Origin of the sequence: Oceanobacillus halotolerans (assembly GCF_010993955.1) — a bacterium.
Classification (GTDB): domain Bacteria; phylum Bacillota; class Bacilli; order Bacillales; family Amphibacillaceae; genus Oceanibacillus_A; species Oceanibacillus_A halotolerans.
The window spans coordinates 425,512-449,374 of record NZ_WIXL01000002.1 but is presented as its reverse complement, the minus strand read 5'-3'; the positions used below and the strand labels follow the sequence as shown (position 1 = coordinate 449,374).

Genomic DNA, 23,863 nt, shown 5'->3' with positions numbered 1-23,863 from the left:
GGTGGAAGCGTGGTGACACGTGGAGCTGACGGATACTAATCGATCGAGGACTTAACTATCTAATTCGTTGAACATACTCTTATTTAGTTTTTAGGGTATAAATTAAATACATACATTTAATTTATACTTGATAATAAAATGTCTGGTAGCAATAGCGGAGAGGTCACACCTGTTCCCATTCCGAACACAGAAGTTAAGCTCTCCAGCGCCGATGGTAGTTGGGACTTTGTCCCTGCGAGAGTAGGACGCCGCCAGGCAGTAACAGCTGTAGGATAGAAATAATCTATTTTACGGCTGTTTTTTCGCGTTAGGAAAGTATAAAATTGTAGCTAAGAAGTGGATTCGACGTTGCTAAAATTTTAATGTCCCAAGTATAAGAAAAACTAACACCTTCACTAAAAGACGAGCGAATGCGAGTTTTTTTCTAATGAGGTAAGAAAGTATAAAAAGTTGGCCTCATTACTGTCTTATATAGGAAAGGCCACGTCCTAGTGCCGATGAAGCCACAGGACGTGGCGTTTTCATCGGCCAGCGCCTACCCCCTCGAGGTCATAAGTCAATCCACATTACGCGCAAAAAACGCCACGTCGAGGCTTGGCTTATGCTTGGCAGATAAGAAACAAAACGTTTACTGCATAACTGCAACTAAGGCTTTCGCCATAAGAACTTGGCGAAAACCCTAGTTTTCTAATCGGGGGTGATCAAGGCGCTTGCGCTTTTGTTCTGAGTGTGCAGTATTGTCTTTTTTTTGGTATAATAGAAAGCGCTTACATAATTATGGAGGTGGAAAAATGATCGGGAAAAAGAGAAAATTGGGTAAGAAAATAAATGAATTACAGGTTGGGGATACCTACACAGCATCCCATATCATTGAAGATAAGGAACTATTGTTATATTTAGGATTGACAAATGATGCTAATCCACTCTATATTCAACATGATTATGCCTCACAAACCCCTTATGAACAACCTATTGTCCCTTCCGTCATGTTATTTGGGATGGTATCATCTATTGTATCGATGCATTTACCTGGTCCAGGGAGTCATATAGTTGAACATGAGATAACATTTCCAAAACCTGTATATCATTATTCCGAAGTAAAGTTCACATTAGAAATAACGGATATTGATAAGGAAAAGCATACAGTTAATCTAACTATCTTAGGGTTTAATGTTAATGGGGAAGAGGTAATGAATGGTACTTTGCAAGTATGTCCTCCATATGAACCTAATTCAATAACAGCACAGTCGTTAGAAAATTTCTTTTAGGTGGCATGTAAAGTAAATAAACCTGTTGAATACTCGTCCTTTTGGCGGGTATTTTTATTAATTTTTTTTAACATTTCTAATATCTATTCACATTATTATTTCTTCATTGTAAGATAAAATTAGTTTTATCACGTGTTAACTTGCAGGCTGACTATGAAGGCCACGTCAATCACAACGCCAGCACTAGCACGTCCTGTGCGTCGAATCTCCACCGAATGAGTTAAACTTTATAGAGTATCTTACTGATTTATGTATAATGGTTGTATTAGTCGTGAATTACCGAATATTTTTCTTTTGTTATTAGAAATGGGGGAGTAGGAATGATGGAAAAGATACTAATTGTAGATGACGAAGAATCTATTGTGACTTTACTAACTTTTAATATTAAGCAAGCAGGATTTGAAACAGATGTTGCATATACTGGAGTTGAAGCTATTAAAAAAGCGGAAAAAGAAAATTATGCATTAATTATTTTAGATTTAATGCTTCCAGAAATGGATGGAATGGAAGTTTGTAAACATTTACGGTATCATAAAAATAATACACCTATCTTAATGTTAACAGCAAAGGATGATGAATTAGACAAAGTACTTGGTTTAGAAATAGGAGCAGATGATTATTTAACCAAACCGTTTAGTCCGAAAGAGGTAATTGCTCGTATTAAGGCAATATTACGAAGAACTACATTCCAAGAAACTAAACAAAGTACATTACAAATAGGTGATCTCGTTATTTTCCCTGATCGGTATGAAGCTAAAATGCATAATAAAGTAATCACTTTTACTCGAAAAGAATTTGAACTTTTATATTACTTAGCCTCTAATAAAGAAAAAGTGATATCTAGAGATCAATTGTTAAATGCAGTTTGGGATTATCATTTTGTTGGTGATACCCGGATTGTAGATGTTCACATTAGTCATTTAAGAGAAAAGATTGAACCAAATACGAAAAAACCGGTATACATTAAAACAATTCGTGGGCTAGGTTATAAATTGGAGGACCCTACATGATGAAAAAGTTATTTTCAAGAGCCTTATTCTCATATGTTCTTGGCATATTTGTTCTTCTTATAGTTAGTGGTGTTATTTTAAATCAAGTAGTAAGTAACTATGTTGTACTAATAGCTGTATTATTGACAGTTTATATTGTTTTATTATTAATGTTATTACATGTGTTTGATAAATATATTAAACCAATCAAGAAAGCGACCAAAACAGTCGGAAAATTAGTAGAAGGTAATTATCGTGCTAGGATGCATCATCCATCATACGGAAGTATTGGAGAGTTAAGTAGTCGAATTAATCAGCTAGCACGTAATCTTAGTGAACTATCAATCCATGAACAAATGCAATCAGAACAACTAGCAACAGTTTTTGATAATACAGTAAGTGGGTTAGTTCATATTGATCAAAAAGGGTATATTCATCTTGTGAATCGAAAGTTCCTTACTATGTTTGGAAAAAAGGCAAAAGATTATAAGGGATATTTATATTATGAAGTCATTCCAAACGAGAAAATTCATGAAACGGTACAAAAAGCATTTTTATATGAGGAGAATGTAAAAGAATCTATTACACATTATAAAGGGATTGATAAATTTTATCTAGAAATAGTTGGTGCTCCGATCTTTAATGATCGAAATATGTTAAAAGGTGCTGTGCTCGTAATCTATGATATAACCGAAATGAAGAAATTAGAATTAACTAGAAAAGATTTTGTGGCTAATGTATCGCATGAATTAAAGACACCTATTACCTCGATTAAAGGTTTTTCCGAGACATTATTAGATGGAGCTATGGATGATGAAGAAGCGCGACAAAAATTTATTCGAATTATCTACAAGGAAAGTCAACGGTTGCAATTATTAATAGAAGATTTATTAACGTTATCAAAGCTGGAAAAAGAAGAATTTCAGCTAAATATAGTAGAAGTAGATGTGAAACAACTACTCCAAGATATAACACCTATTATGCAATCGAAGGCAGCGAAGAAAAATATTAATGTGACGATCAATATCGATAGTGATAGTACAGTGAAAATAGATGAAGATAGAGTTAAACAAGTTATTTTAAACTTATTAGATAATGCGATTAGCTATACACCAGAAGATGGAAATATTACGTTACAGGTTGATGAAGTAAGGGATCAATTACACATCCGTGTATCAGATACTGGAATTGGAATCGAACAGGAAGCTTTGCCGCGAATTTTTGAACGTTTTTATCGTATTGATAAAGCAAGAAGTCGCAATACTGGTGGAACGGGATTAGGTTTAGCAATCGCAAAACATATCGTTGATGTACATGATGGTAAAATTACTGTTGATAGTAAAGTGAACGAAGGGACAACATTCGATGTTTACTTGCCAAAAGAGACAGCGATTTAAATAATTTGTCATTCTCCCTTTACTGGGAGAATGATTATTTTTGGGGAGTTAGGATAATATATAAACTTTCCTACTGTTCACTGGCTAATACCGTCACGTCAATCACTACGCCAGTACTAGTACGTCCTCGCAATAGAAGAGCACTTTTGTTTTGTGCGACGTGTCGATGTCGTAGCATTCCTTGTCCTGTACGTGGCACTAGCTAAAACTATCAGGTCATGAGAAAGGTTTCAAGACCTTGCCACCTTTACGAGGCAAAGTCTATCATGCAGATTTATCGGCATCCTATAACATTGGTTGCTCGCTATTTTATTCGAGGTGTTCAAAAATCCATTTCTGAGAAGGAATGGTTGGCTCTTTAGGCAAAAGTCCCTGAATTGTCAAAAAGAACACAACAGAATTGTCTTCATTAAATTAACCTTCATCTTGCATCGTAATCTGTAAGGATTACAAAACTAGATTTAGTGTTGTATTTAAGATAAGGGATGCTCCATCAAAATCTTTGGTTTAGGTGGAGAGGTTCACGTGTTTCTAATGTTTGATCAAGCGTTTACGTGATAAACTATAACTAACGTGCCTTAAGAAATGGAGGATACATATGGCAAATAAACTTGTCTTAATTGATGGAAATAGTATTATTTATCGTGCTTTTTTTGCTTTACCTTTGTTAAATAATGATAAAGGTGTTTATACCAATGCGGTATATGGATTTACAACAATGCTGTTAAGAATTTTAGAAGAAGAGAAGCCTACTCACATCCTTGTTGCATTTGATGCCGGGAAAACGACTTTTCGCCATGAGACTTATCAAGAATATAAAGGTGGGAGACAAAAAACACCACCAGAATTATCAGAACAAATTCCATTGCTAAAAGAATTACTAGATTCCTTTAACATTCCCCATTATCAGCTTAACCAATATGAAGCAGATGACATTATTGGGACGTTATCAAAAGAAGCGGAAACAGATCGCTGGGATGTAACTGTTATTTCAGGTGACAAAGATTTATTACAACTTGTTTCCGATCAGGTCACGGTAAGTTTAACAAAAAAAGGCATTACCGATGTAGAACGTTATACACCTCAATTTATGAAAGAAAAGATGGAAATAACGCCAGATCAATTAATTGATTTAAAGGCATTAATGGGGGATAGTTCAGATAATATTCCAGGTGTACCTGGTGTCGGTCAAAAAACAGCCACCAAATTACTAAAGCAATACAATACGCTAGAGGAAGTATATGCCAATTTAGATGAAGTGAGCGGTAAAAAGTTAAAAGAAAAATTAGAGAACCATCAGGAAGATGCTTTTATGAGTAAGGAGCTTGTTACCATCAAGCGTGATTCTCCTGTACAAGTTACAATAAAAGATATCGTATATGATGGGTATGATGCACAACAAGTAAGTACTATGTTTAAGGATCTTGGTTTTCAATCATTACTAAATAGGCTTCAAGGTTCAACAGATAATGAACAACGTGAAGATGCTAAGACATTACCTGATTTAGAATATGATATCGTGGACCATGTCACGAATGAGATGTTTACAGGATACGAATCTTTTATGGTAGAAATAGTAGAAGATAATTACCATGAAGCAACGATTCACGGATTTGGTGTTGTTAATAATAAGCATGCCTATTTTATTCCAACAGATGTTGCATTACAATCGGAAGCCTTTAAACAATGGGTTGAAAATGAAAGAATGGAAAAAGTGGTATTTGATGCAAAACAAACGTTAGTAGCTTTATTGCGTCAAGGGATGCATATACGAGGAATTCGATTTGACATGCTATTAGCCTCATATCTTTTAAATCCGTCTGAAAATAATCATGATATCCCAGCGATTGGGAATCGGATGGGGAGAAACGATGTATTATTTGATGAAGAAGTATATGGAAAAGGCGCTAAAATGAAAGTTCCTGAACAATCACCATTAGCTGAGCATGTTGTTCGTAAAGCATCCACTATGTATAACTTGAGAGAAGCTATGGAGGAGCAATTACAACAAAATGAGCAAGATAAGCTATTAAACGAATTAGAAATTCCTCTAGCTCTTGTATTAGGTGAAATGGAACACACGGGAGTCCGCGTAGATATTGAACGATTAAAAGAGATGGATCAAGATTTAAAACAACGCCTCTCAGAATTAGAGCAAGAAGTATATGAATTAGCAGGTGAGGAGTTTAACTTGAATTCGCCAAAGCAGTTAGGACCCATTTTATTTGAGAAATTAAAACTTCCAGTTGTTAAAAAAACGAAAACAGGCTATTCGACTGCAGCTGATGTATTAGAACAATTACGTGATGAACATGAAATCATTCCGAAACTACTGCTTTATCGTCAATTAGGGAAATTGCAATCCACCTATTTAACAGGTCTGTTGCGTGTTGTTCATGTTGATACCAATAAAATTCATACACATTTTAACCAGGCTTTAACACAAACAGGACGTTTAAGCTCAGTTGATCCGAACTTACAAAATATACCAATCCGTTTAGAAGAAGGACGAAAAATTAGACAGGCTTTTGTTCCTGCAAAAAAAGATTGGATGATGTTTGCTGCAGACTATTCTCAAATTGAGTTACGGGTACTAGCCCATATTGCAGGTGATGATAAGTTAATCGATGCTTTTGTACATGATGTTGATATTCATACCCAAACAGCGATGGATGTCTTCCATGTGGAAAAAGATGCCGTGACAAGTAATATGAGACGCCAAGCAAAAGCCGTTAATTTTGGTATTGTGTATGGAATTAGTGATTACGGGCTTTCACAAAATTTAGGAATAACTAGAAAAGAAGCCAAGCAATTTATTGAACGATATTTTGAAAGTTACCCAGGTGTTAAGACATATATGGATGAAATTGTCCAAGAAGCGAAACACAAAGGATATGTTTCCACTATCATGAAACGTAGAAGGTACTTACCAGAGATTACGAGTCGCAATTTCAATCGCCGTAGTTTTGCTGAACGAACAGCGATGAATACCCCTATTCAGGGTAGTGCAGCAGATATAATTAAACAAGCAATGCTTGATTTACACGCAAAATTAAGAGAAGAAAATTTAACAGCTCGTATGTTACTTCAAGTACATGATGAGCTAATTCTAGAAGCACCGAAAGAAGAAATCAATAAGCTGAAAGAAATAGTACCAGCTGTTATGGAAAATACCGTAAAATTAAATGTCCCATTAAAAGTGGATTATGCATATGGAGAAAGCTGGTTTGATGCAAAATAAGGAGAATAGGTACAATGCCAGAATTACCAGAAGTCGAAACAATACGAAAAACATTAAAACGATTTGTGATCGAAAAAACGATTAAAGAAGTAGTGGTTTATTGGCCCAACATTATCAAATTACCCGATGATATAGAACAATTTAGGCATCGAATACAGGGTCAAACCATTCATGATATTAAACGAAAAGGGAAGTTTCTTTTATTTCAATTAGATGATGATGTCCTTGTTTCGCACCTTCGTATGGAAGGGAAATATAATGTATTCCCAACTTCGGAACCAGTGGCAAAACATACACATGTGATTTTTAAATTTACAAATGAAGAAGAACTTCGCTATCAAGATGTGCGCAAATTTGGGACAATGCATCTCTATAAAAAAGGGGAAGAATTTAACACAAAACCGCTTAATCAACTGGGACCAGATCCCTTTGATGATTCATTCACATTCGATTATTTTTATAAAAAACTAAAAAAGACAGATCGTGTTATTAAAAATGTTTTATTAGATCAAGGTATTGTAGCTGGTTTAGGTAATATTTACGTGGATGAGACTTTATTTAAAGCAAATATTCACCCTTTAAAACGGGCAAGCAAGCTAACAAAAAAGGAAATTGATAGGATTCGAATGGAGGCAATTGATACATTAGCCAATGCGGTTCAATTAGGTGGAACAACTATAAGGTCCTATGTAAATAGTCAAGGGGAAATGGGAATGTTTCAGCAGGAGTTATTTGTATATGGCCAAGAAAATAAGCCTTGTAAACAATGTGGGAGTACAATTATAAAATTAAAAGTGGGAGGACGCGGAACCCATATCTGTCAAGTATGCCAAAAAAAATAATAAGGGAGTAATCAACATGACACTAGTTATCGGATTAACGGGGAGTATTGCCAGTGGGAAAAGTACGGTTTCGTTAATGTTTGATGATTATAATATTCCTGTGATAGATGCAGATAAAATCTCTCGAGAAGTTGTGACCCCTGGGGAAAAAGCATATAATGAAATTGTTCAAACCTTTGGAAAGGAAATTTTACGAGACGACCTAACAATTGACCGGAAGAAGCTAGGTGAAATTGTATTTTCAGATGAAGGAAAACGAAACCAATTAAATCAAATTGTTCATCCAGAAGTTCGTAAAAAAATGATTCAACGGCGTGATGCCTTTGTAAATGCTAGTGTAAATGCTGTTGTTCTTGATATACCACTTTTATTTGAAAGCAAATTAACCAGTTTTGCAGATAAGATTATTGTTGTTGCAGTAGATGAAAAAGTACAATTACAACGATTAATGGAACGAGACAATTATACGAAAGAAGAAGCAAAAATGCGTATTCAGTCCCAAATGCCAGTTGCTGAAAAAGCCAAAATGGCCGATGCTGTAATTAATAATAATGGCACAAAGGCAGAAACCTATGCACAGTTAGAAGCATTACTAAAGGATTGGAAGGCAGTGTGATGACAAAAGCTTAGAATGACATATTCTAAGCTTTTATTTAAAGGTAAGTATAAAAAGTTGGCCTCATTACTGTCTTATATAGGAACAGCCACGTCCAGCTTCGAGCGATTGACGTCCTAGTGCCCATAGACATAAGGACGCACGAGTTTTCATCGGCCAGCGCCTACCCCCTCGAGGTCATAAGCCAATCTACATTACGCGCAAAAAGCGCCACGTCGAGGCTTGGCTTATGCTTGGCAGATAAGAAACAAAACGTTCTTACTGCATAAGTGCAACTAAGGCTTTCGCCATAAGAACTTGGAGAAAAGCCTAGTTTTCTAATCGGGGTGATCAAGGCGCTTATAGCTTTTGTTCCACGTTAGGAAAGTATAAAATTTTAGCTAAGAAGTGGACTCGACGTGGCTAAAATTTTAATGTCCCAAGTATAAGAAAAACTAACACATTCGCTAAGGACGAGCGAATGCGAGTTTTTCTAATTTGAAAAATTACTACACATTTTCCTTCAATATGTTATACTAATTACAGTTAAAGTTAATTGAGTATAGCATAAATGGGAGGACTATAAATGAGTAAAACACGTGTTGCAATTAATGGGTTTGGCCGTATAGGTCGAATGGTATTCCGTCAAGCAGTAAAAGATGATCAATTAGACATTATCGCAATTAATGCAAGCTATCCCCCAGAAACACTTGCCCACCTCATTAAATATGATAGTGTACACGGTATTTTTAACGGGGAAGTGGAAGCACTTCATGAAGGTATTATGGTAGATGGTAAAACTATTAATCTTGTTAATTCCCGTGATCCTAAACAACTTCCATGGAAGGATTTAGCTATAGATGTCGTCATAGAAGCAACTGGTAAGTTCAAAACGAAAGAAGATGCAGGCCTTCATCTACAGGCAGGTGCAAAGAAGGTTGTTATTACTGCACCAGGAAAACAAATCGATAAGACCATTGTAATGGGGGTAAATCAGGAAGAGTATAGCCCTATGGATGATGATGTTATTTCAAATGCATCATGTACAACAAATTGTTTGGCACCTGTTGTGAAAGTGTTAGATAATGCATTTACAATAGAAAATGGATTAATGACAACGGTTCATGCGTTTACAAATGATCAGAAAAATTTAGATAATCCACACAAAGACCTTCGTCGTGCAAGAAGCTGTACACAGTCGATTATCCCAACTTCCACTGGGGCTGCTAAAGCATTAGGCGAAGTATTACCACATTTAAACGGAAAATTACACGGGATGGCACTACGAGTTCCCACACCAAATGTTTCGCTCGTCGATTTAGTAGTAGATGTGAAAGAAGAAGTGACGGTCGAACAGGTAAATAATGCACTTAAGCAAGCAGCTGACACAGAGTTAAATGGTATATTACACTATAGTGAGGAACCGTTAGTATCTATTGATTATACAACAACCACTTATTCTGCCATTGTAGATGGCTTATCCACAATGGTTATGAGTGATAATAAAATTAAAGTATTAGCCTGGTATGATAATGAATGGGGTTATTCTAGAAGAGTAGTTGATTTAACGAAATATGTAGGAAAACACTTACACGAAAAAGTGGCAATGTCATAACTGAAGATATAGGTTGATCAATGGTCATTCATTTAATTAACCTCAGCTTGTAGAGAAAGTGGGAATTCCCCCTCCCCTCTCTACAAGCTTTTTTATGCTCTTTTCGTATTCCTTGCTTTTTTTAACGCTACATTTTCTATATGATACTTCGTAAAATAGTGTAGTTAATTTCCGCTCCGGACAGTCGCTTTCACAGCGCACTTATGCCCCTGGTGAAAGCGTAGTGTTTTTCCGAAGCGAAGCAATGTGCATATTCTAGTTATTGCGCATTATATAAATTGTGCGTCGTGAAACAACAAAGTATGTGAAAAGAGCCTTTATAAAAAGTTTTTGTTTACTTTTAAAAATTTTAGTTTAGTATTTAATTCTATATCTTATTTTTTTGTGGATAAAATAGATTAGTCGATGTCAGGAAAACGTGTTAAAATAAAAAGTAACATGAACGGTTGCTAAACGGAAGAACAGTATTTTAAAATCGATATAAACATAGATTATCAAATTAGTGCTATACTGTTAAAATTGATTGGAGCTGAATGGATGTGAAATGTCCAAATTGCCACAATAAAAATACAAAAGTTCTTGACTCACGGCCAATTGAAGAAGGGCGCTCAATTAGAAGAAGAAGAGAGTGTGAAGAATGTGATTTTCGTTTTACTACATTCGAACGGATTGAAGAGTTACCATTAATCGTTATTAAAAAAGATGGTACTAGACAAGAATTTAGTCGAGAAAAAATCATCCGTGGCTTAATTAAAGCATGTGAGAAGCGTCCTGTACCACTTGAAAAAATTGAAGGAATTGCTGTAGAAGTTGAAAATGAATTACGGAATAGTGGTACTTCTGAAATCGAAAGCAAAGAAATTGGTGAAATGGTAATGGATCGACTATCTGTTATTGATGATGTTGCATATGTTCGTTTCGCATCTGTCTATCGCCAGTTTAAGGACATCAGTGTTTTCTTAGATGAACTAAAAGATTTAATCAATACGGATAAAGAGGATTAATCATCCTACCTATACTAGTGGAAAAGGAAAGGATTTCTTATGTTAAAAGGGATTGGAAAAATATTACCAATAGATGGTTATCGTGTTTCATTAAAGGGAACATTGCCAAATGATTATAGCCTATCACTTACTCATTTGTATCAACCATTAATAGGTTTACATGCCGTAACCTTATATCAAACCCTTTTACATGAATTACAGTTACAACAGCATGAAACCATTCAAACACACCACACATTAATGAATTATTTAAATATGCCATTAGATAAATTGTATCGAGCAAGGTTAAAGTTAGAAGGAATTGGTTTATTACGAACATATGAGCAGGAAGCAGATGACCAAAAAGTTTACTTTTATGAATTGTTAAGTCCATTTACCCCAATACATTTTTTTCAAGATGCAATGCTATCACAATTACATTATCATCATATCGGAGCTGATAAGCACCGAGCACTAAAGGACCATTTTATAAAAGAAGCAATGCAACCCTCTGGTAAAAATATAACAGCTTCTTTTTATGATGTATTTCAAACATTTCATCCATCCAAAGAAGATATAGACGAAATGATTCCTAAACAAGAAAATGTAGAAGACACATCTTCTATTGATTTCTCTTGGATAGAACAAATGTTAAAACAACGTATGATCCCACATCATAAGGTGTTGACACCTCAACATAAAAAATTAATATTTCAAATGATGACGTTATACGATTTATCCACATATGAATTAGAAAAAGCTGTACTATGGGCGTTAACCGATGAAAATGTATTAGACGCAGAAGAATTCAAAGTTGCTTGTCATGATTTATTTAAGGCTAAACATCAACAAAAAGCGATTCAATTAACGGAAAAAAGTCATCAATCATCGGTGTCTATACAATCGGTTGAAAAACCAACTACGAAAGAAGAACAGCTTATATATGAACTAGAACGTATTTCGCCAAAACAATTATTAGAAGACCTATCAAATGGAAATCAGGCATCAGAACAAGATATGAAAATTATTCGTGAAGTGATGACCACACAAGGATTACCAGCACCAGTTATGAATGTTTTAATCCATTACGTTTTATTACAAACAAACATGAAGCTTTCTAAAGCATATATGGAAAAAATCGCCAGCCATTGGTCTAGAGCCAATTTACAAACGGCGAAAGAAGCAATGGCATTTGCAAAGCAAGAGAAAAAACGATTCCAAGATGCGAAAAACAAAAAGCAAAATTATTATAAGAAGACTTATCAGCAGAATAATAAAGAAGTAGTACCAGATTGGTTTAAAAACCGTAAAAAGAAACAAGCTGTTGGTCAAGAAACTGCAAATGGTTCGGTGGCACCAGATGAACAAAAAGAGAGAGAAGAAATCGCAGCAATGTTGCGTGAGTTTTCAAGCAAGGATTAGCAAAGGTAATATGTTAAATATCAATAATATCACTTAGGATGATTATGATGGAATCAATACAGTCAACATTAAAAAAATGGATGCGTGAGAATGCGAATTTTAAAGACAACTATGAGAAGATCAGAAAAGAAACTCTTCAAGATCCTGAGATCAAGGAGTTTCTCTCTTTGCATCCTGAGTTAGAACAACGCGTTATTGATAAAAATTTGATCAAGCTATATGAGTTTAAAACACAGTCAAAGCAATGTGATAAATGTGAGTCTTTTGGGACATGTATTAATATGATTCAAGGGTATTCTCCAGTTTTGAAAACAGATCATAATGATATTCATCTTCAATATGAAAAGTGTCATCAACGAATTGACTATGAAAAACAAAAGGATTTAGAAAATCTGATCAAAAGTTTATATATGCCGAAAGAAATATTAAATGCTTCTATTGATAAATTGGATAATGACCCAAATCGAAGTAATGCCATTCGAGAAACAATTTCATTCTTACGGGAAGCAACAATCAAATTACCTACAAAAGGTCTCTATTTTTCAGGACCTTTTGGAGTGGGAAAAACCTATTTCCTTGGTGCGTTGGCCAATAAATTGAAGGAATCGAATATTTCATCGATGCTCATTTATATGCCAGAATTTGTCCGTGAAATGAAAGGTTCCATTAAAGATGATTCTATTAATGCTAAAATAGACTATTTCAAACGAACCGATGTGTTGATGCTAGACGACATTGGTGCAGAAACACAATCAGCTTGGTTTCGTGACGAAATACTTGGATCTATTCTTCAGTATCGTATGATGGAGCAGCTACCTGTGTTTTTTACGTCCAATTATACATTAGATCAACTAGAGTTACAGTTAAGTCATTCCAATCGTGGAGATACAGAAATGGTTAAAGCTGGGAGAATTATTGAACGAATCAAGCAAGTTAGTAAAGAAGTGTCCATGAGTGGAGAAAACAGGCGTGACCTCTAAATATAACTTAATAATAGGCTCTTTTCGCATACTTTGTTTGGTTCCTACGTGCGTATAATCTATATTATGCGCAGTAAAGTAGTGCTGTTGATTTCCGCTCCGGACAGTCGCTTTCACCACGGGCATAAGTGCGACATCTGTTCAAACTATTCGTTTTCACAGTGTCTTCTTTACCGCGGACAGACGCTTTTAGCTTCCTCTATAGAAAAGCGGAAGTGCCTTGGTTACCCCCGATTAGAAAACTTGGCTTTTCGCCAAGTGGCGAAAGCCTTAGTTGCACTTATGCAGTAAGAAAGTTTTTCTTATCTGCCAAGCTTAAGCCGAGCCTCGGCGTGGCATTTTGTGCCCGTGATGAGGATTGACTTAAGACCTCGAGGGGGTAGGCACTGTAGCTAGACATCGGAAGCAAAGACCGCTTCCTGTTCAGATCTAGCTGCGTGTTTTTTCCGCAGTAGTCGACTGTCCTACGCTCCAATCAAGCCTTGAATTAGTAAATATAAAGTAGAAAAGCAAAAAGCACCATATAAGCGAAGGAAATACACGGAGACTCCTGTGTGAGCAGCGGCATAGGTGAGACCCCGCAGTGCGGTTAGCACGAGGAGGCTCACCAGCCACTCACGGAAAGCGAAGTGTATTTCCGTAGCGGTAATATTAGCAGGTAATGCAAGGACTACTGCGCATCATCTATCTTATATGCATGGCGTTTCATACCAGAAAGCAACAATCTTTTAGAAAACAGCCTAAAAATAAAATAAAATAAACCTTTACAAACACCCTTATCTATAACCAATGCTATAGTTACTAGTTTACATGGATTATACATTTTTTCATGAATCTGTCCATATAATGTAACAGTTTGGTTTTGGATGAGGGTGATAATTTGCTGGAGGTATATTTTGAATCAGATAAAGAAGTGATTCGGTTTTGTGAACGGTTATTTCAGTATAACAAGAATATTGAATTGCATTGGAAAACACATGAAGAATGGGGGAATCATTTACAATTTACAGTTCAGCATCCAAGCAATGAAATAGTAAAGGCTATTGCCAAATCAATGGTGGATGTCTTCGTAACACATCGCTTTACTAAAATAGCAAAAGAGATCATTAAAGATTACTATTATTATTCAAATGCTGATGAGATCGAACGAATATTAGAGATAACACATTGGATTGTTCTGGGAGATGATGATGACAGTGCCTATGTGCGGAATCGGAAAGAGCCGAGAAAGGTGCTATATTCATTATTTTTTTCAAATGTAAAGAACACATCAGTTGTTCATTTTGATTCCATTGTAAACTTTCGATTAAAGGTATTTAAGGATCAGTTAATTGATTATGTTGGGCTAGCGATTGATGAGTTCAAACGAGAAGAGGAACATCAAGCATTTGTTAATATGCTAAGAGAATATATCGCTAAAAAGGAAGCAAGCTTTAGTACTATTTACATTTTGCAAGGAAATCCATTTTCTTTCTATAAACCAGATGGAAAACGTTTCTCTAAAATGGAATTACGTATGCTGATGCAGGAGGAACCACTGTATATTGTTGGACTAGATGAAGAGGAATTAAATTTAGCACCATTAGTGGCAATGGCGCCAGAAAAAATTAAAATTTATGGTGATCATCCGTCAGAGCCAAAAACGTTAACAGTTATTAACGTCTTTCAAGAAAAAGTTGATTTTGAACCTTATCAGAACTTTCCTTTTTTAGCAGATAAGAAAGTGTAAAACTTTCTTACTGCATAAGTGTGATTAAGGCTTGGTGAGAGGCCAAGTTTTCTAACATAATCAAAAATAATCTAAAAAATCTTTCACTACAAGGTTGATTTTATACTTAAGACAAGCTATAATATCATTTATATTAATTCATGCGTAAATAAAAGTGATGATAAGGACAAGATCATCTGCTTCTTGTATAGAAAGAGAGGGAAGTCGTTGGCTGAAAGCTTCCGATATACATTCAGATGATTACCACCTTTGAACTCTACTATCGAACCATTAGTAAATAGTAGCGTATCACCTTGCGTTAAAAGGTCTAAAGCCGTAGGAGAATCCTGCGGAAAAATAGGGTGGAACCACGTGTCAACGCTCGTCCCTTTGCTTCAGGCAGAGGGATGGGCGTTTTTTAATGGAATAAAGACATAAAAAGGAGATGTAAATATGGCAGATATCACTGTAACCTTTCCAGATGGTGCGCAGAAAAATTTTCCGCAAAATACAACAGGGGAGGATATTGCTGCATCGATTTCACCAGGTTTAAAGAAACAAGCATTAGCCATTAAACTAGACGGACAGTTAGTGGATTTGCGGCGTGAATTAAAAGAAGGTGGCCGGATTGAGATCATTACGTACAAGAATGATGAAGGTATCGATATTATGCGCCATTCGACTGCACATTTAATGGCACAGGCGATTAAACGTCTGTATAAAAATGTTAAGTTCGGTGTTGGTCCTGTCATCGAAGAAGGATTTTATTATGATATGGACTTAGAAGAATCCATTACACCAGAAGACCTGCCGAAAATTGAAAAAGAAATGAAGCGAATTGTAGATGAAAATCTGGAAATTGAGCGGATTGAAGTTTCTCGCGAAGAAGCAAAAGAGATGTTTCGTGAAATTGGCGATGAATTAAAGCTGGAATTAATTGATGATATTCCAGATGAAGAACAAGTGACCATTTATAAGCAAGGTGAGTTTTTTGATCTTTGCCGTGGTGTGCATGTTCCGTCTACCAGTAAAATTAAAGCATTTAAATTGTTGAGCATTTCAGGTGCATACTGGCGTGGTGACAGTAATAATCAGCAGCTCCAGCGAATTTATGGCACAGCTTTTGAAAAACAAGGACAGCTAGAAGAACATTTGAAAATTTTAGAAGAGCGTAAAGAGCGAGACCATCGAAAACTTGGTAAAGAGCTAGACATTTTTACTGTCTCCCAAAAGGTTGGCCAAGGACTACCATTATGGCTACCAAACGGTGCAACAATTCGTCGCAATATTGAACGTTATATTGTCGATTTAGAAGAGCGCCTAGGTTATGACCATGTGTACACACCTGTATTGGGAAGTGTTGATTTATATAAAACAAGTGGTCACTGGGATCACTACCAAGATGATATGTTCCCAGAGATGAAAATGGATAATGAAGATTTAGTATTACGTCCAATGAATTGCCCACACCATATGATGGTTTATAAAAATCAATTATACAGCTATCGAAACTTACCAGTGCGTATTGCAGAACTGGGTACGATGCATCGTTACGAAATGTCTGGAGCACTAGCAGGACTGCAGCGAGTGCGTGCTATGACACTTAATGACGCGCATATTTTCGCAAGGCCAGACCAATTAAAAGATGAATTTATTCGAGTGGTAGAATTGGTGCAACGCGTTTACAAAGATTTTGGAATTGATGATTACTATTTCCGTCTGTCTTATCGCGATCCTGAAGACAAAGAAAAATACATTGACAATGATGAAATGTGGGAAAAAGCACAAGCAATGCTAAAGGAAACAATGGAAGAGATGAAAGTCGATTATGTAGAAGCAGAAGGAGAAGCAGCATTCTATGGTCCGAAACTTGATGTTCAAGTTAAAACAGCACTCGGCAAAGATGAGACTCTTTCAACCGTACAGCTTGATTATCAATTACCGGAACGCTTTGACTTAACCTATATTGGAGAAGATGGAAAAGAACATCGTCCAGTGGTCATTCATAGAGGTGTCGTTTCTACGATGGAACGGTTTGTGGCATTTTTAATTGAGGAATACAAAGGTGCATTCCCGACATGGCTGGCACCAGAACAAGTAAGAGTTATACCAGTATCACCACAAGTACATCTTGATTATGCAAAGAAAGTGGAAGAACAGCTCCGATTAGACGGTATACGAGTTTCTGTTGATGAACGAGATGAAAAAATCGGCTATAAAATTCGGGAAGCACAAACACAAAAGATCCCATTTGCTTTAGTTGTTGGGGATAAAGAAGTCGAAAATAATTCAGTGAATGTTCGTCGTTATGGGGAAAAAGATTCCGAAACAATCAGCTTTGAACAATTTCAAACGAATATTCAAGAAGAAGTAAAAGACAAAAAGCTTCGAACAAAATAGGTATGAAAAGGACAAGTATGGGAGGCATCACACATATTTGTCCTTTTCCATATACTAAGTATGTGCTAGAATATATGAATAGTATTAATTCTTGTTTGAACCCTTCATGATTGGTTGACAAGAACAAAAACTAGTGATATTCTATAAAAGTTGAATTAAAATTAAATGATCTGAAGACAAGTAGAAGCACCCGCTTCTCACCTGATCGACGCATGTATTGTTGTTGACTGGTTCCAAAATCTTTGAATAGATGACTGGAGACGTGTGGGTGCATGGTTGTACCGACACTTTTTTGTTTGATAGAATCGAAAGCTTGTCATTATGGATCACTAGCACTAAAAAATCTTTTGGAGGTGGCTGGCTATTAGCAAAGATATGAACGTTAATGAAAAAATTCGTGCTAGAGAGGTACGGTTAATTGACTCGAATGGTGATCAGCTAGGAGTGAAATCACGTCAAGAAGCATTGGAAATTGCACAAACAAGAAACTTGGATTTAGTTTTGGTAGCTCCTAATGCAAAACCACCTGTATGCCGTATTATGAATTACGGGAAATACCGTTATGAGCAACAAAAGAAAGAAAAAGAAGCACGCAAAAAACAAAAAACGATTAATGTTAAAGAAGTTCGATTTACTCCTGGAATTGGAGAGCATGATTTTAATACTAAATTAAAGAATGCTCGTAAATTCCTTGATAAAGGGGATAAAGTCAAAGCTTCCGTGCGTTTTCGTGGCCGTGCAATTACCCATAAGGAGCTAGGTCAAGAAGTACTAGATCGTCTTGCTGAAGAAGTGAAAGATATTTCGACCATTGAATCCAAGCCAAAAATGGAAGGTCGTAATATGTTTATGATGCTTGCTCCAGTAAAAGAAAAATAATAGAAGGAAACAAGGAGGAAATCAACATGCCTAAAATGAAGACCCATAAAGGTTCTCAAAAACGCTTCAAAAAAACAGGTTCAGGTAAACTAAAACGTTCACACGCATATACAAGTCATATGTTCGCACACAAATCACAGAAGCAAAAACGTAAACTTCGCAAATCTGCAATTGTATCTTCTGGAGATTTCAAGCGCATTAAAACATTGCTACCTTACAAGTAAGGACGGACACACAAGTACTACTAGGAATGACAACAATCAGATTGTATTAGGAGGGAATTACTATGCCACGAGTAAAAGGTGGAACAGTTACGCGCAGACGTCGTAAACGCGTATTAAAATTAGCTAAAGGGTATTATGGTTCGAAAAGAACATTATTTAAAACAGCAAAACAGCAAGTAATGAAATCAGGTCAATATGCTTATCGTGACCGCAGACAGAAAAAACGTGACTTCCGTAAGCTTTGGATTTCTCGTATCAACGCTGCTGCACGAATGAATGATATTTCATACAGCAAATTAATGCATGGTTTAAAACTTGCAGGAATTGAAGTAAACCGTAAAATGTTGTCAGAACTTGCTATTAATGATGAAAAGGCATTTTCACAATTAGTGGATAAAGCAAAAGCTGCGCTTAAATAATAGACTTTAGGAAAAGACCAAATTCACTTTATAGTGGTTTGGTCTTTTTTTGGCAGATAGTATAAAACTTTCTATCTGCATAAGTGCAACTAAAGCTATCGCCGAAAAAACTTGACGGTAGCCAAGTTTTCTAATTTCGTTTTTTTATGTCATAATGGCTCGTCTATTGTCATATAAATGGAACAGGGTTGTTTGAGTAAACGGGCATATAAAAGGAGGGAAAGTTATGGAGCAGGTTGGTCAGTATGTGATGGCCTTTATTGAAACAGGTGGCCTATTCGCACCAATTTTATTTATTAGCTTTCACCTGTTAAGGCCGTTGCTATTTGTACCAGTTGTGTTTATCATCATATCTGGAGGTGTGTTGTTTGGGGCTGTTGCTGGGACTGTCTATTCTGTTGTAGGAATAACATTGTCTAGTGTACTATTTTATGGGTTGATCCATTGGATGCCCAAAACCTTTAACAAATTAGTTCACGTAAAGCAGCGGCTGATAGGAAAACGTGGAGAGCTCACGACCTCGCAAATTGCAATATTACGTTTAATCCCGTTTATTCACTTCCATCTATTATCATTATGTCTTATTGAAATCTCAGAAGGGTTTAAGGATTATACGAAATCATCTTTATTAACCAGTATTCCTCTCGCTTTTGTGTACACTTCAATAGGTCAATGGCTTTCGAATTTATCTCCCTATTATATATTCATTTCATTACTCGCTTTACTACCACTATTATATATACTAAGACGCAAAGAAATTGTGATTAAATGGCAAGAATTTTTCCAAGTAAGCACGTAAAAAAACCGCTCATCACATCAAATGATGAGCGGTTGATCTATTTATTTGGTGAGACAAGCTGGTTTATAGGATGTCTCCATTCAATCGCTGCATGTGGATAACGGATTAGTATTTCTTTTTCCAAGAAATATAAATCGTCTTTTGTAATCCCTTTTAACTCAAGAGGTTCATGAACAAAAATATGAATGGTTACAACTTCGAATGACTGTTCTGTAGTACCCAAGTATTTCTCACCCTCAAATAGGCATCCTTTATAGACAATTTGAAAGTTTTTTTGATTATTCGCTGGATCGTCATGAAAATAGAAGGTCTTATACTGCTTCGCTAGCCTTATTTGTCGTTCTGGGTTACGGTAGTAGGTAATTAATGAATAGACCAGTACAACAAAAGCTATAAGCAGCAAAATCCGAAATACAACGATAATCATAACACACCGTCTCCCTATAGTTATTACTATGTTATACGAATAACCTGACGCTAAGTTTCACTATTTCTTAGATTTCATGATACAATCGAAAAAAATACTTAAAGGATGATGAAAAATTGACGGATTGGTCAACATTATTTACGATACAGGAGCAATTAGACAAATTTATTGAAGAAAACCATAACCTCCAGGAAGATGACTTATTTGATAAGAAATACCTTTCTTTACTAGTAGAAATTGGAGAACTCGCAAATGAAACACGCTGTTTTAAGTTTTGGAGTACAAAACCCAAAAGTGAAAAGGAAGTCATCTTAGAGGAATATGTGGATGGAATTCATTTTTTGTTGTCATTAGGACTGGAAAAAGGATTTCGGTATACAAAGACCGATCATGACCTGAAGATTAGTACGAATTTGACAGATCAATTTAATATCGTGTTTGCAAACTGTACACAGTTTAAAGAAAACCCTATGCAAAAGTACTATGAAAAACTATTTACGGAATATGTTGCATTAGGGGTTCTGCTTGGTTTTGACGAACATGCAATACGAGATGCTTATCTAAAAAAGAATGAAGTAAATTATCAGCGACAGCAGCAAGGTTATTAATGAAACTTATAGAGGTTGTTCAAAAAGTCCGGTGAAAATGACACATCGGTGTTTCTGTTAGCTTGCTTTTCCGTTACTCATGTATTAAATGAACTAAGGAACTTCTACTAAAACCGTCCACGTCCTGTGACCAACGTAGAAGTCACCACATCCTGTGGAAGTCCGTTACTCAAAGCTACACTGCCTCGAACATCTCGGCCCTTTTAATCCTCCTTTTTGAACACGCACTTATATGTAAACTTTTTTAAAGTGAGTTTGGCTTTATATTTTACAGAGAAGTAGGTATAATTAAATGGTAAATATGGCTAAAGGAGGAAATAGATACATATGGCGAAATTAGACGAGACATTAACCATGTTAAAGGATTTAACAGATGCAAAAGGAATCCCTGGTAATGAAAAAGAAGCTAGGGAAGTCATGGAGAAATACTTGCAGCCACAGGCGGATGAAGTTTTTACGGATAACTTAGGAAGTTTAATTGGGAAGAAAACTGGTGATGTAAATGGACCGAAAATTATGGTCGCTGGTCATCTTGATGAAATTGGATTTATGGTAACTCGCATTGATAAAGACGGGTTTGTCTATTTTCAAACAGTAGGTGGATGGTGGAACCAAGTCATGCTTGCTCAACGTGTAACTATTGTGACACGTAAGGGAGAAGTGACTGGTGTTATCGGATCGAAACCACCACATATTCTATCAGCGGAACAACGGAAAAAGCCAGTTGACATTAAAGATATGTTTATTGATATTGGTGCATCTAGCAAAGAAGAAGCACAAGAGTTTGGTGTGAAACCTGGTGATTCGATCGTACCGTATTTTGAATTTACCCAAATGAAAAATGAAAAAATGCTATTAGCAAAAGCATGGGATAATCGAATTGGTTGTGCGATCGCAATTGAAGTGTTAAAACAGTTAAAAGATCAAAACCACCCAAATATCGTTTATGGTGTTGGAACTATTCAAGAAGAAGTAGGGTTACGTGGTGCAAAAACTTCGGCAAATGCTATTCAACCAGATATTGGTTTTGGTGTAGATGTAGGAATTGCTGGAGATATGCCTGGTGTTTCTGATAAGGATGCAGATAGTAAACTAGGAAAAGGACCGCAAATCATATTATATGATGCATCTATGATTTCCCATAAAGGGGTGCGTGATTTTATTGTAGATACAGCAGATGAGCATAACATTCCATATCAATATGCATCCATCGCTGGTGGTGGAACGGATTCAGGTTCCATTCATTTAACGGCAAATGGTGTACCATCCCTATCCATTACGATTGCAACGCGGTATATCCATTCCCATGCAGCAATCCTACACCGTGATGATTTTGAAAATGCTGTCAAACTAATTGTGGAAGCTATTAAAAAATTAGATAGTGATAAAGTAAAAGAAATTACATTGGCATAAACGAAAAGGAAAAACAAAAAGAAAAGGGAGGTTAATTGATGCCTCCCTTTTGTTATGTAAACTACATGACGTGGTGATTCATTATATATTTTAGTTAGTCATTTTTTTGTAAGATTTTGATTAACTTAAGCTAAATAAGTATTCATCACTTTTTTTACATAGTTTTGGGTTTCTTGAAATGGTGGTATTCCTTGGTGTTTGTCAACATTCCCCGGTCCTGCATTATAAGCAGCAAGTGCTAATTCTAGATTTCCATTGTACCGATCTAACATTTGTCTTAAATACTTTGTCCCACCTTCAATGTTCTGGACTGGATCAAATGCATTCGTAACACCAAGGCCACGTGCTGTTGCAGGCATTAACTGCATTAAGCCTTGCGCACCTGCAGCACTTTTTGCATACGTATTAAAATTAGACTCTGCTTGTATTACAGATTGAATTAGTTTTTTGTCGATCCCATATTGTTCTGCAATTGCCTCTATCTCAGGTTCGTACTGGTTATTATTTATAGGTTTATTTATTACGGTATTATCCATACTCTGTATAGAGGGATATGTATGTAATGGCTTATTTTCTTTATGAGAAACAGTTGAATTTAACTGTTCTTGAAGTAGAAATTTAAATGGCAATTCCATCATTGGTGATCGAAACGAAGTATTATTATTATTGTTTGATGCTAATATCGACATTGCTTGTGATTGCATCAGTGTTTGCAGATGTTTAATATCCACGGTAAACTCCACCTTTTTTCATCTTATATCTATTTTACCCTTAACGGTGAGTTCAGGCAATCACAATTTTTAGTTTTAATAAGGATATTTTCGTATGCTTTGTTGTTGTCTATTACGCATAATTCATATTGTGCGCAATAAAGTTGTACATTGATTTTCACTACGGACAGTCGCTTTCCGCAGGCACGGCCTCAGCCTCCTCGGAAGAAGACCACTTCCTCCGGGGTCTTCGGACACGTGCTTTTCCTGCAGGAGTCGACTGTCCTACGCTCCAATCAAGCCTTGTAATAGTAATGCATTGATAAGAAGTGAAATAGTGCATAACTAGCGAAGGAAATATACGCAGACTCCTGCAGGAAAAGAGGCATAGGTGAGACCCCTAAAGACGAGTAGCACGAGGAGGCTCAACAGCCGCCTGCGGTAAAGAAGACACTGTGAAAACGAATAGTTTGAACAGATGTCGCACTTATGCCCCTGGTGAAAGCGAAGTATATTTCCGTAGCGGTATTCATAGCTAAGCTATTGCGTATAATACATCAATTATTCATTAAGATTAATCATATAAAAAAGATAGATGCTAAATTGCATCCATCTTGTAAGTCATCTTCCATTATTTGGTTGCTTGTTTTACTCCTTGTTCTAATGCTTGGATCATCTCTTCTTTATCCTGTTCATTGGATTGTTGCCAAATTAGTTCGAACAATACACCTAATCCTGGTAACATTTTTTCCTCACCAGCCTGGATAGCATCGACAATTGTAGCTTCTAGTTGGTCTTGGTCATTACCAGAGATGTTTGATAGAATTGCTTTACGTAAGTTTAAATCCATTCGTTGTCACCCCATCTTTATAGAATCGTTAATAGTTTGACCAAGATTAGGGGAAATATGTATGATAATACAAGATATAATAAATGAGGATGAA

The 23,863-nt window shown here is 36.0% G+C and carries 21 protein-coding genes, 1 rRNA gene and 2 other annotated features; of the genes, 19 read left to right on the top strand and 3 right to left on the bottom strand.

The genetic code is table 11. The annotated features are described in order from the left end of the window. Nucleotides 1-141: 141 nt before the first annotated feature. The 17 genes from rrf (at nt 142) to GHC26_RS05120 (ending at nt 19,761) form a co-directional block, all read left to right on the top strand. Nucleotides 142-257 (top strand): 5S ribosomal RNA (rrf, locus tag GHC26_RS05200). Between the two features lie 534 nt (nt 258-791). Continuing rightward, a complete protein-coding gene (locus GHC26_RS05195) occupies nt 792-1,268 on the top strand; it encodes a MaoC/PaaZ C-terminal domain-containing protein (RefSeq protein ID WP_163970198.1) in 477 nt (158 codons plus the stop codon). Nucleotides 1,269-1,588: 320 nt separating this feature from the next. Then, a complete protein-coding gene (locus GHC26_RS05190; RefSeq protein WP_163970197.1) occupies nt 1,589-2,278 on the top strand; it encodes a response regulator transcription factor in 690 nt (229 codons plus the stop codon). Beyond that, nucleotides 2,278-3,654: a two-component system histidine kinase PnpS gene (gene pnpS, locus GHC26_RS05185; RefSeq protein WP_163970215.1), complete on the top strand. Its 1,377-nt coding sequence runs from the start codon at nt 2,278-2,280 to the stop codon at nt 3,652-3,654. Before GHC26_RS05190 ends, pnpS begins: the two co-directional genes overlap by 1 nt. A 598-nt stretch (nt 3,655-4,252) precedes the next feature. After that, entirely contained in the window at nt 4,253-6,895 is a 2,643-nt protein-coding gene (gene polA / locus GHC26_RS05180) for a DNA polymerase I (RefSeq protein WP_163970196.1), read from the top strand. Between the two features lie 14 nt (nt 6,896-6,909). Beyond that, complete coding sequence (mutM, locus tag GHC26_RS05175) at nt 6,910-7,737, top strand: DNA-formamidopyrimidine glycosylase (RefSeq protein ID WP_163970195.1); 828 nt, start codon at nt 6,910-6,912, stop codon at nt 7,735-7,737. Nucleotides 7,738-7,753: 16 nt separating this feature from the next. Beyond that, entirely contained in the window at nt 7,754-8,353 is a 600-nt protein-coding gene (gene coaE, locus GHC26_RS05170) for a dephospho-CoA kinase (protein ID WP_163970194.1), read from the top strand. Between the two features lie 565 nt (nt 8,354-8,918). Next, on the top strand, nt 8,919-9,947 hold the full coding sequence (locus tag GHC26_RS05165; RefSeq protein WP_163970193.1) for a glyceraldehyde-3-phosphate dehydrogenase: 1,029 nt from the start codon (nt 8,919-8,921) through the stop codon (nt 9,945-9,947). A 539-nt stretch (nt 9,948-10,486) separates the two neighbouring features. After that, complete coding sequence (nrdR, locus tag GHC26_RS05160) at nt 10,487-10,951, top strand: transcriptional regulator NrdR (protein WP_163970192.1); 465 nt, start codon at nt 10,487-10,489, stop codon at nt 10,949-10,951. Nucleotides 10,952-10,990: 39 nt separating this feature from the next. Then, nucleotides 10,991-12,352, top strand: coding sequence for a replication initiation and membrane attachment family protein (locus tag GHC26_RS05155; RefSeq protein WP_163970191.1), 1,362 nt, complete (start codon nt 10,991-10,993; stop codon nt 12,350-12,352). A gap of 47 nt (nt 12,353-12,399) precedes the next feature. Next, nucleotides 12,400-13,332: a primosomal protein DnaI gene (gene dnaI / locus GHC26_RS05150; RefSeq protein ID WP_163970190.1), complete on the top strand. Its 933-nt coding sequence runs from the start codon at nt 12,400-12,402 to the stop codon at nt 13,330-13,332. Between the two features lie 880 nt (nt 13,333-14,212). Next, nucleotides 14,213-15,061: a putative sporulation protein YtxC gene (gene ytxC / locus GHC26_RS05145; RefSeq protein WP_163970189.1), complete on the top strand. Its 849-nt coding sequence runs from the start codon at nt 14,213-14,215 to the stop codon at nt 15,059-15,061. Nucleotides 15,062-15,209: 148 nt separating this feature from the next. Beyond that, nucleotides 15,210-15,433: a binding site (T-box leader), on the top strand. Between the two features lie 60 nt (nt 15,434-15,493). Further along, nucleotides 15,494-17,440, top strand: coding sequence for a threonine--tRNA ligase (thrS, locus tag GHC26_RS05140; RefSeq protein WP_163970188.1), 1,947 nt, complete (start codon nt 15,494-15,496; stop codon nt 17,438-17,440). 172 nt (nt 17,441-17,612) lie between these two features. Then, nucleotides 17,613-17,740, top strand: a sequence feature (ribosomal protein L20 leader region). A 75-nt stretch (nt 17,741-17,815) separates the two neighbouring features. Further along, on the top strand, nt 17,816-18,319 hold the full coding sequence (gene infC, locus GHC26_RS05135; RefSeq protein WP_163970187.1) for a translation initiation factor IF-3: 504 nt from the start codon (nt 17,816-17,818) through the stop codon (nt 18,317-18,319). Nucleotides 18,320-18,345: 26 nt separating this feature from the next. Next, nucleotides 18,346-18,543, top strand: coding sequence for a 50S ribosomal protein L35 (gene rpmI, locus GHC26_RS05130; protein WP_163970186.1), 198 nt, complete (start codon nt 18,346-18,348; stop codon nt 18,541-18,543). A gap of 62 nt (nt 18,544-18,605) precedes the next feature. After that, nucleotides 18,606-18,962, top strand: a complete 357-nt coding sequence (rplT, locus tag GHC26_RS05125) for a 50S ribosomal protein L20 (RefSeq protein ID WP_163970185.1) — start codon at nt 18,606-18,608, stop codon at nt 18,960-18,962. Nucleotides 18,963-19,188: 226 nt separating this feature from the next. Next, complete coding sequence (locus GHC26_RS05120; protein WP_163970184.1) at nt 19,189-19,761, top strand: TVP38/TMEM64 family protein; 573 nt, start codon at nt 19,189-19,191, stop codon at nt 19,759-19,761. A 37-nt stretch (nt 19,762-19,798) separates the two neighbouring features. On the opposite strand, the gene GHC26_RS05115 is transcribed toward GHC26_RS05120, so the two are convergent. Next, nucleotides 19,799-20,188 carry a sigma-w pathway protein ysdB gene (locus GHC26_RS05115; protein WP_163970183.1) on the bottom strand — a complete coding sequence of 130 codons (390 nt, stop codon included), beginning with the start codon at nt 20,186-20,188 and terminating at the stop codon, nt 19,799-19,801. A 116-nt stretch (nt 20,189-20,304) separates the two neighbouring features. Here GHC26_RS05115 and GHC26_RS05110 point away from each other — a divergent pair, with 116 nt between their 5' ends. Beyond that, nucleotides 20,305-20,796, top strand: coding sequence for a dUTP diphosphatase (locus GHC26_RS05110; protein ID WP_163970182.1), 492 nt, complete (start codon nt 20,305-20,307; stop codon nt 20,794-20,796). Nucleotides 20,797-21,123: 327 nt separating this feature from the next. Next, nucleotides 21,124-22,209 carry a M42 family metallopeptidase gene (locus GHC26_RS05105; protein ID WP_163970181.1) on the top strand — a complete coding sequence of 362 codons (1,086 nt, stop codon included), beginning with the start codon at nt 21,124-21,126 and terminating at the stop codon, nt 22,207-22,209. A gap of 125 nt (nt 22,210-22,334) precedes the next feature. Here the strand turns inward: GHC26_RS05105 and GHC26_RS05100 are convergent, their stop codons facing one another. Together GHC26_RS05100 and sspI are read right to left on the bottom strand one after the other, a co-directional pair. After that, entirely contained in the window at nt 22,335-22,940 is a 606-nt protein-coding gene (locus GHC26_RS05100; RefSeq protein WP_226376852.1) for a lytic transglycosylase domain-containing protein, read from the bottom strand. Between the two features lie 610 nt (nt 22,941-23,550). Next, nucleotides 23,551-23,769: a small acid-soluble spore protein SspI gene (sspI, locus tag GHC26_RS05095; protein WP_163970180.1), complete on the bottom strand. Its 219-nt coding sequence runs from the start codon at nt 23,767-23,769 to the stop codon at nt 23,551-23,553. Nucleotides 23,770-23,863: the final 94 nt, after the last annotated feature.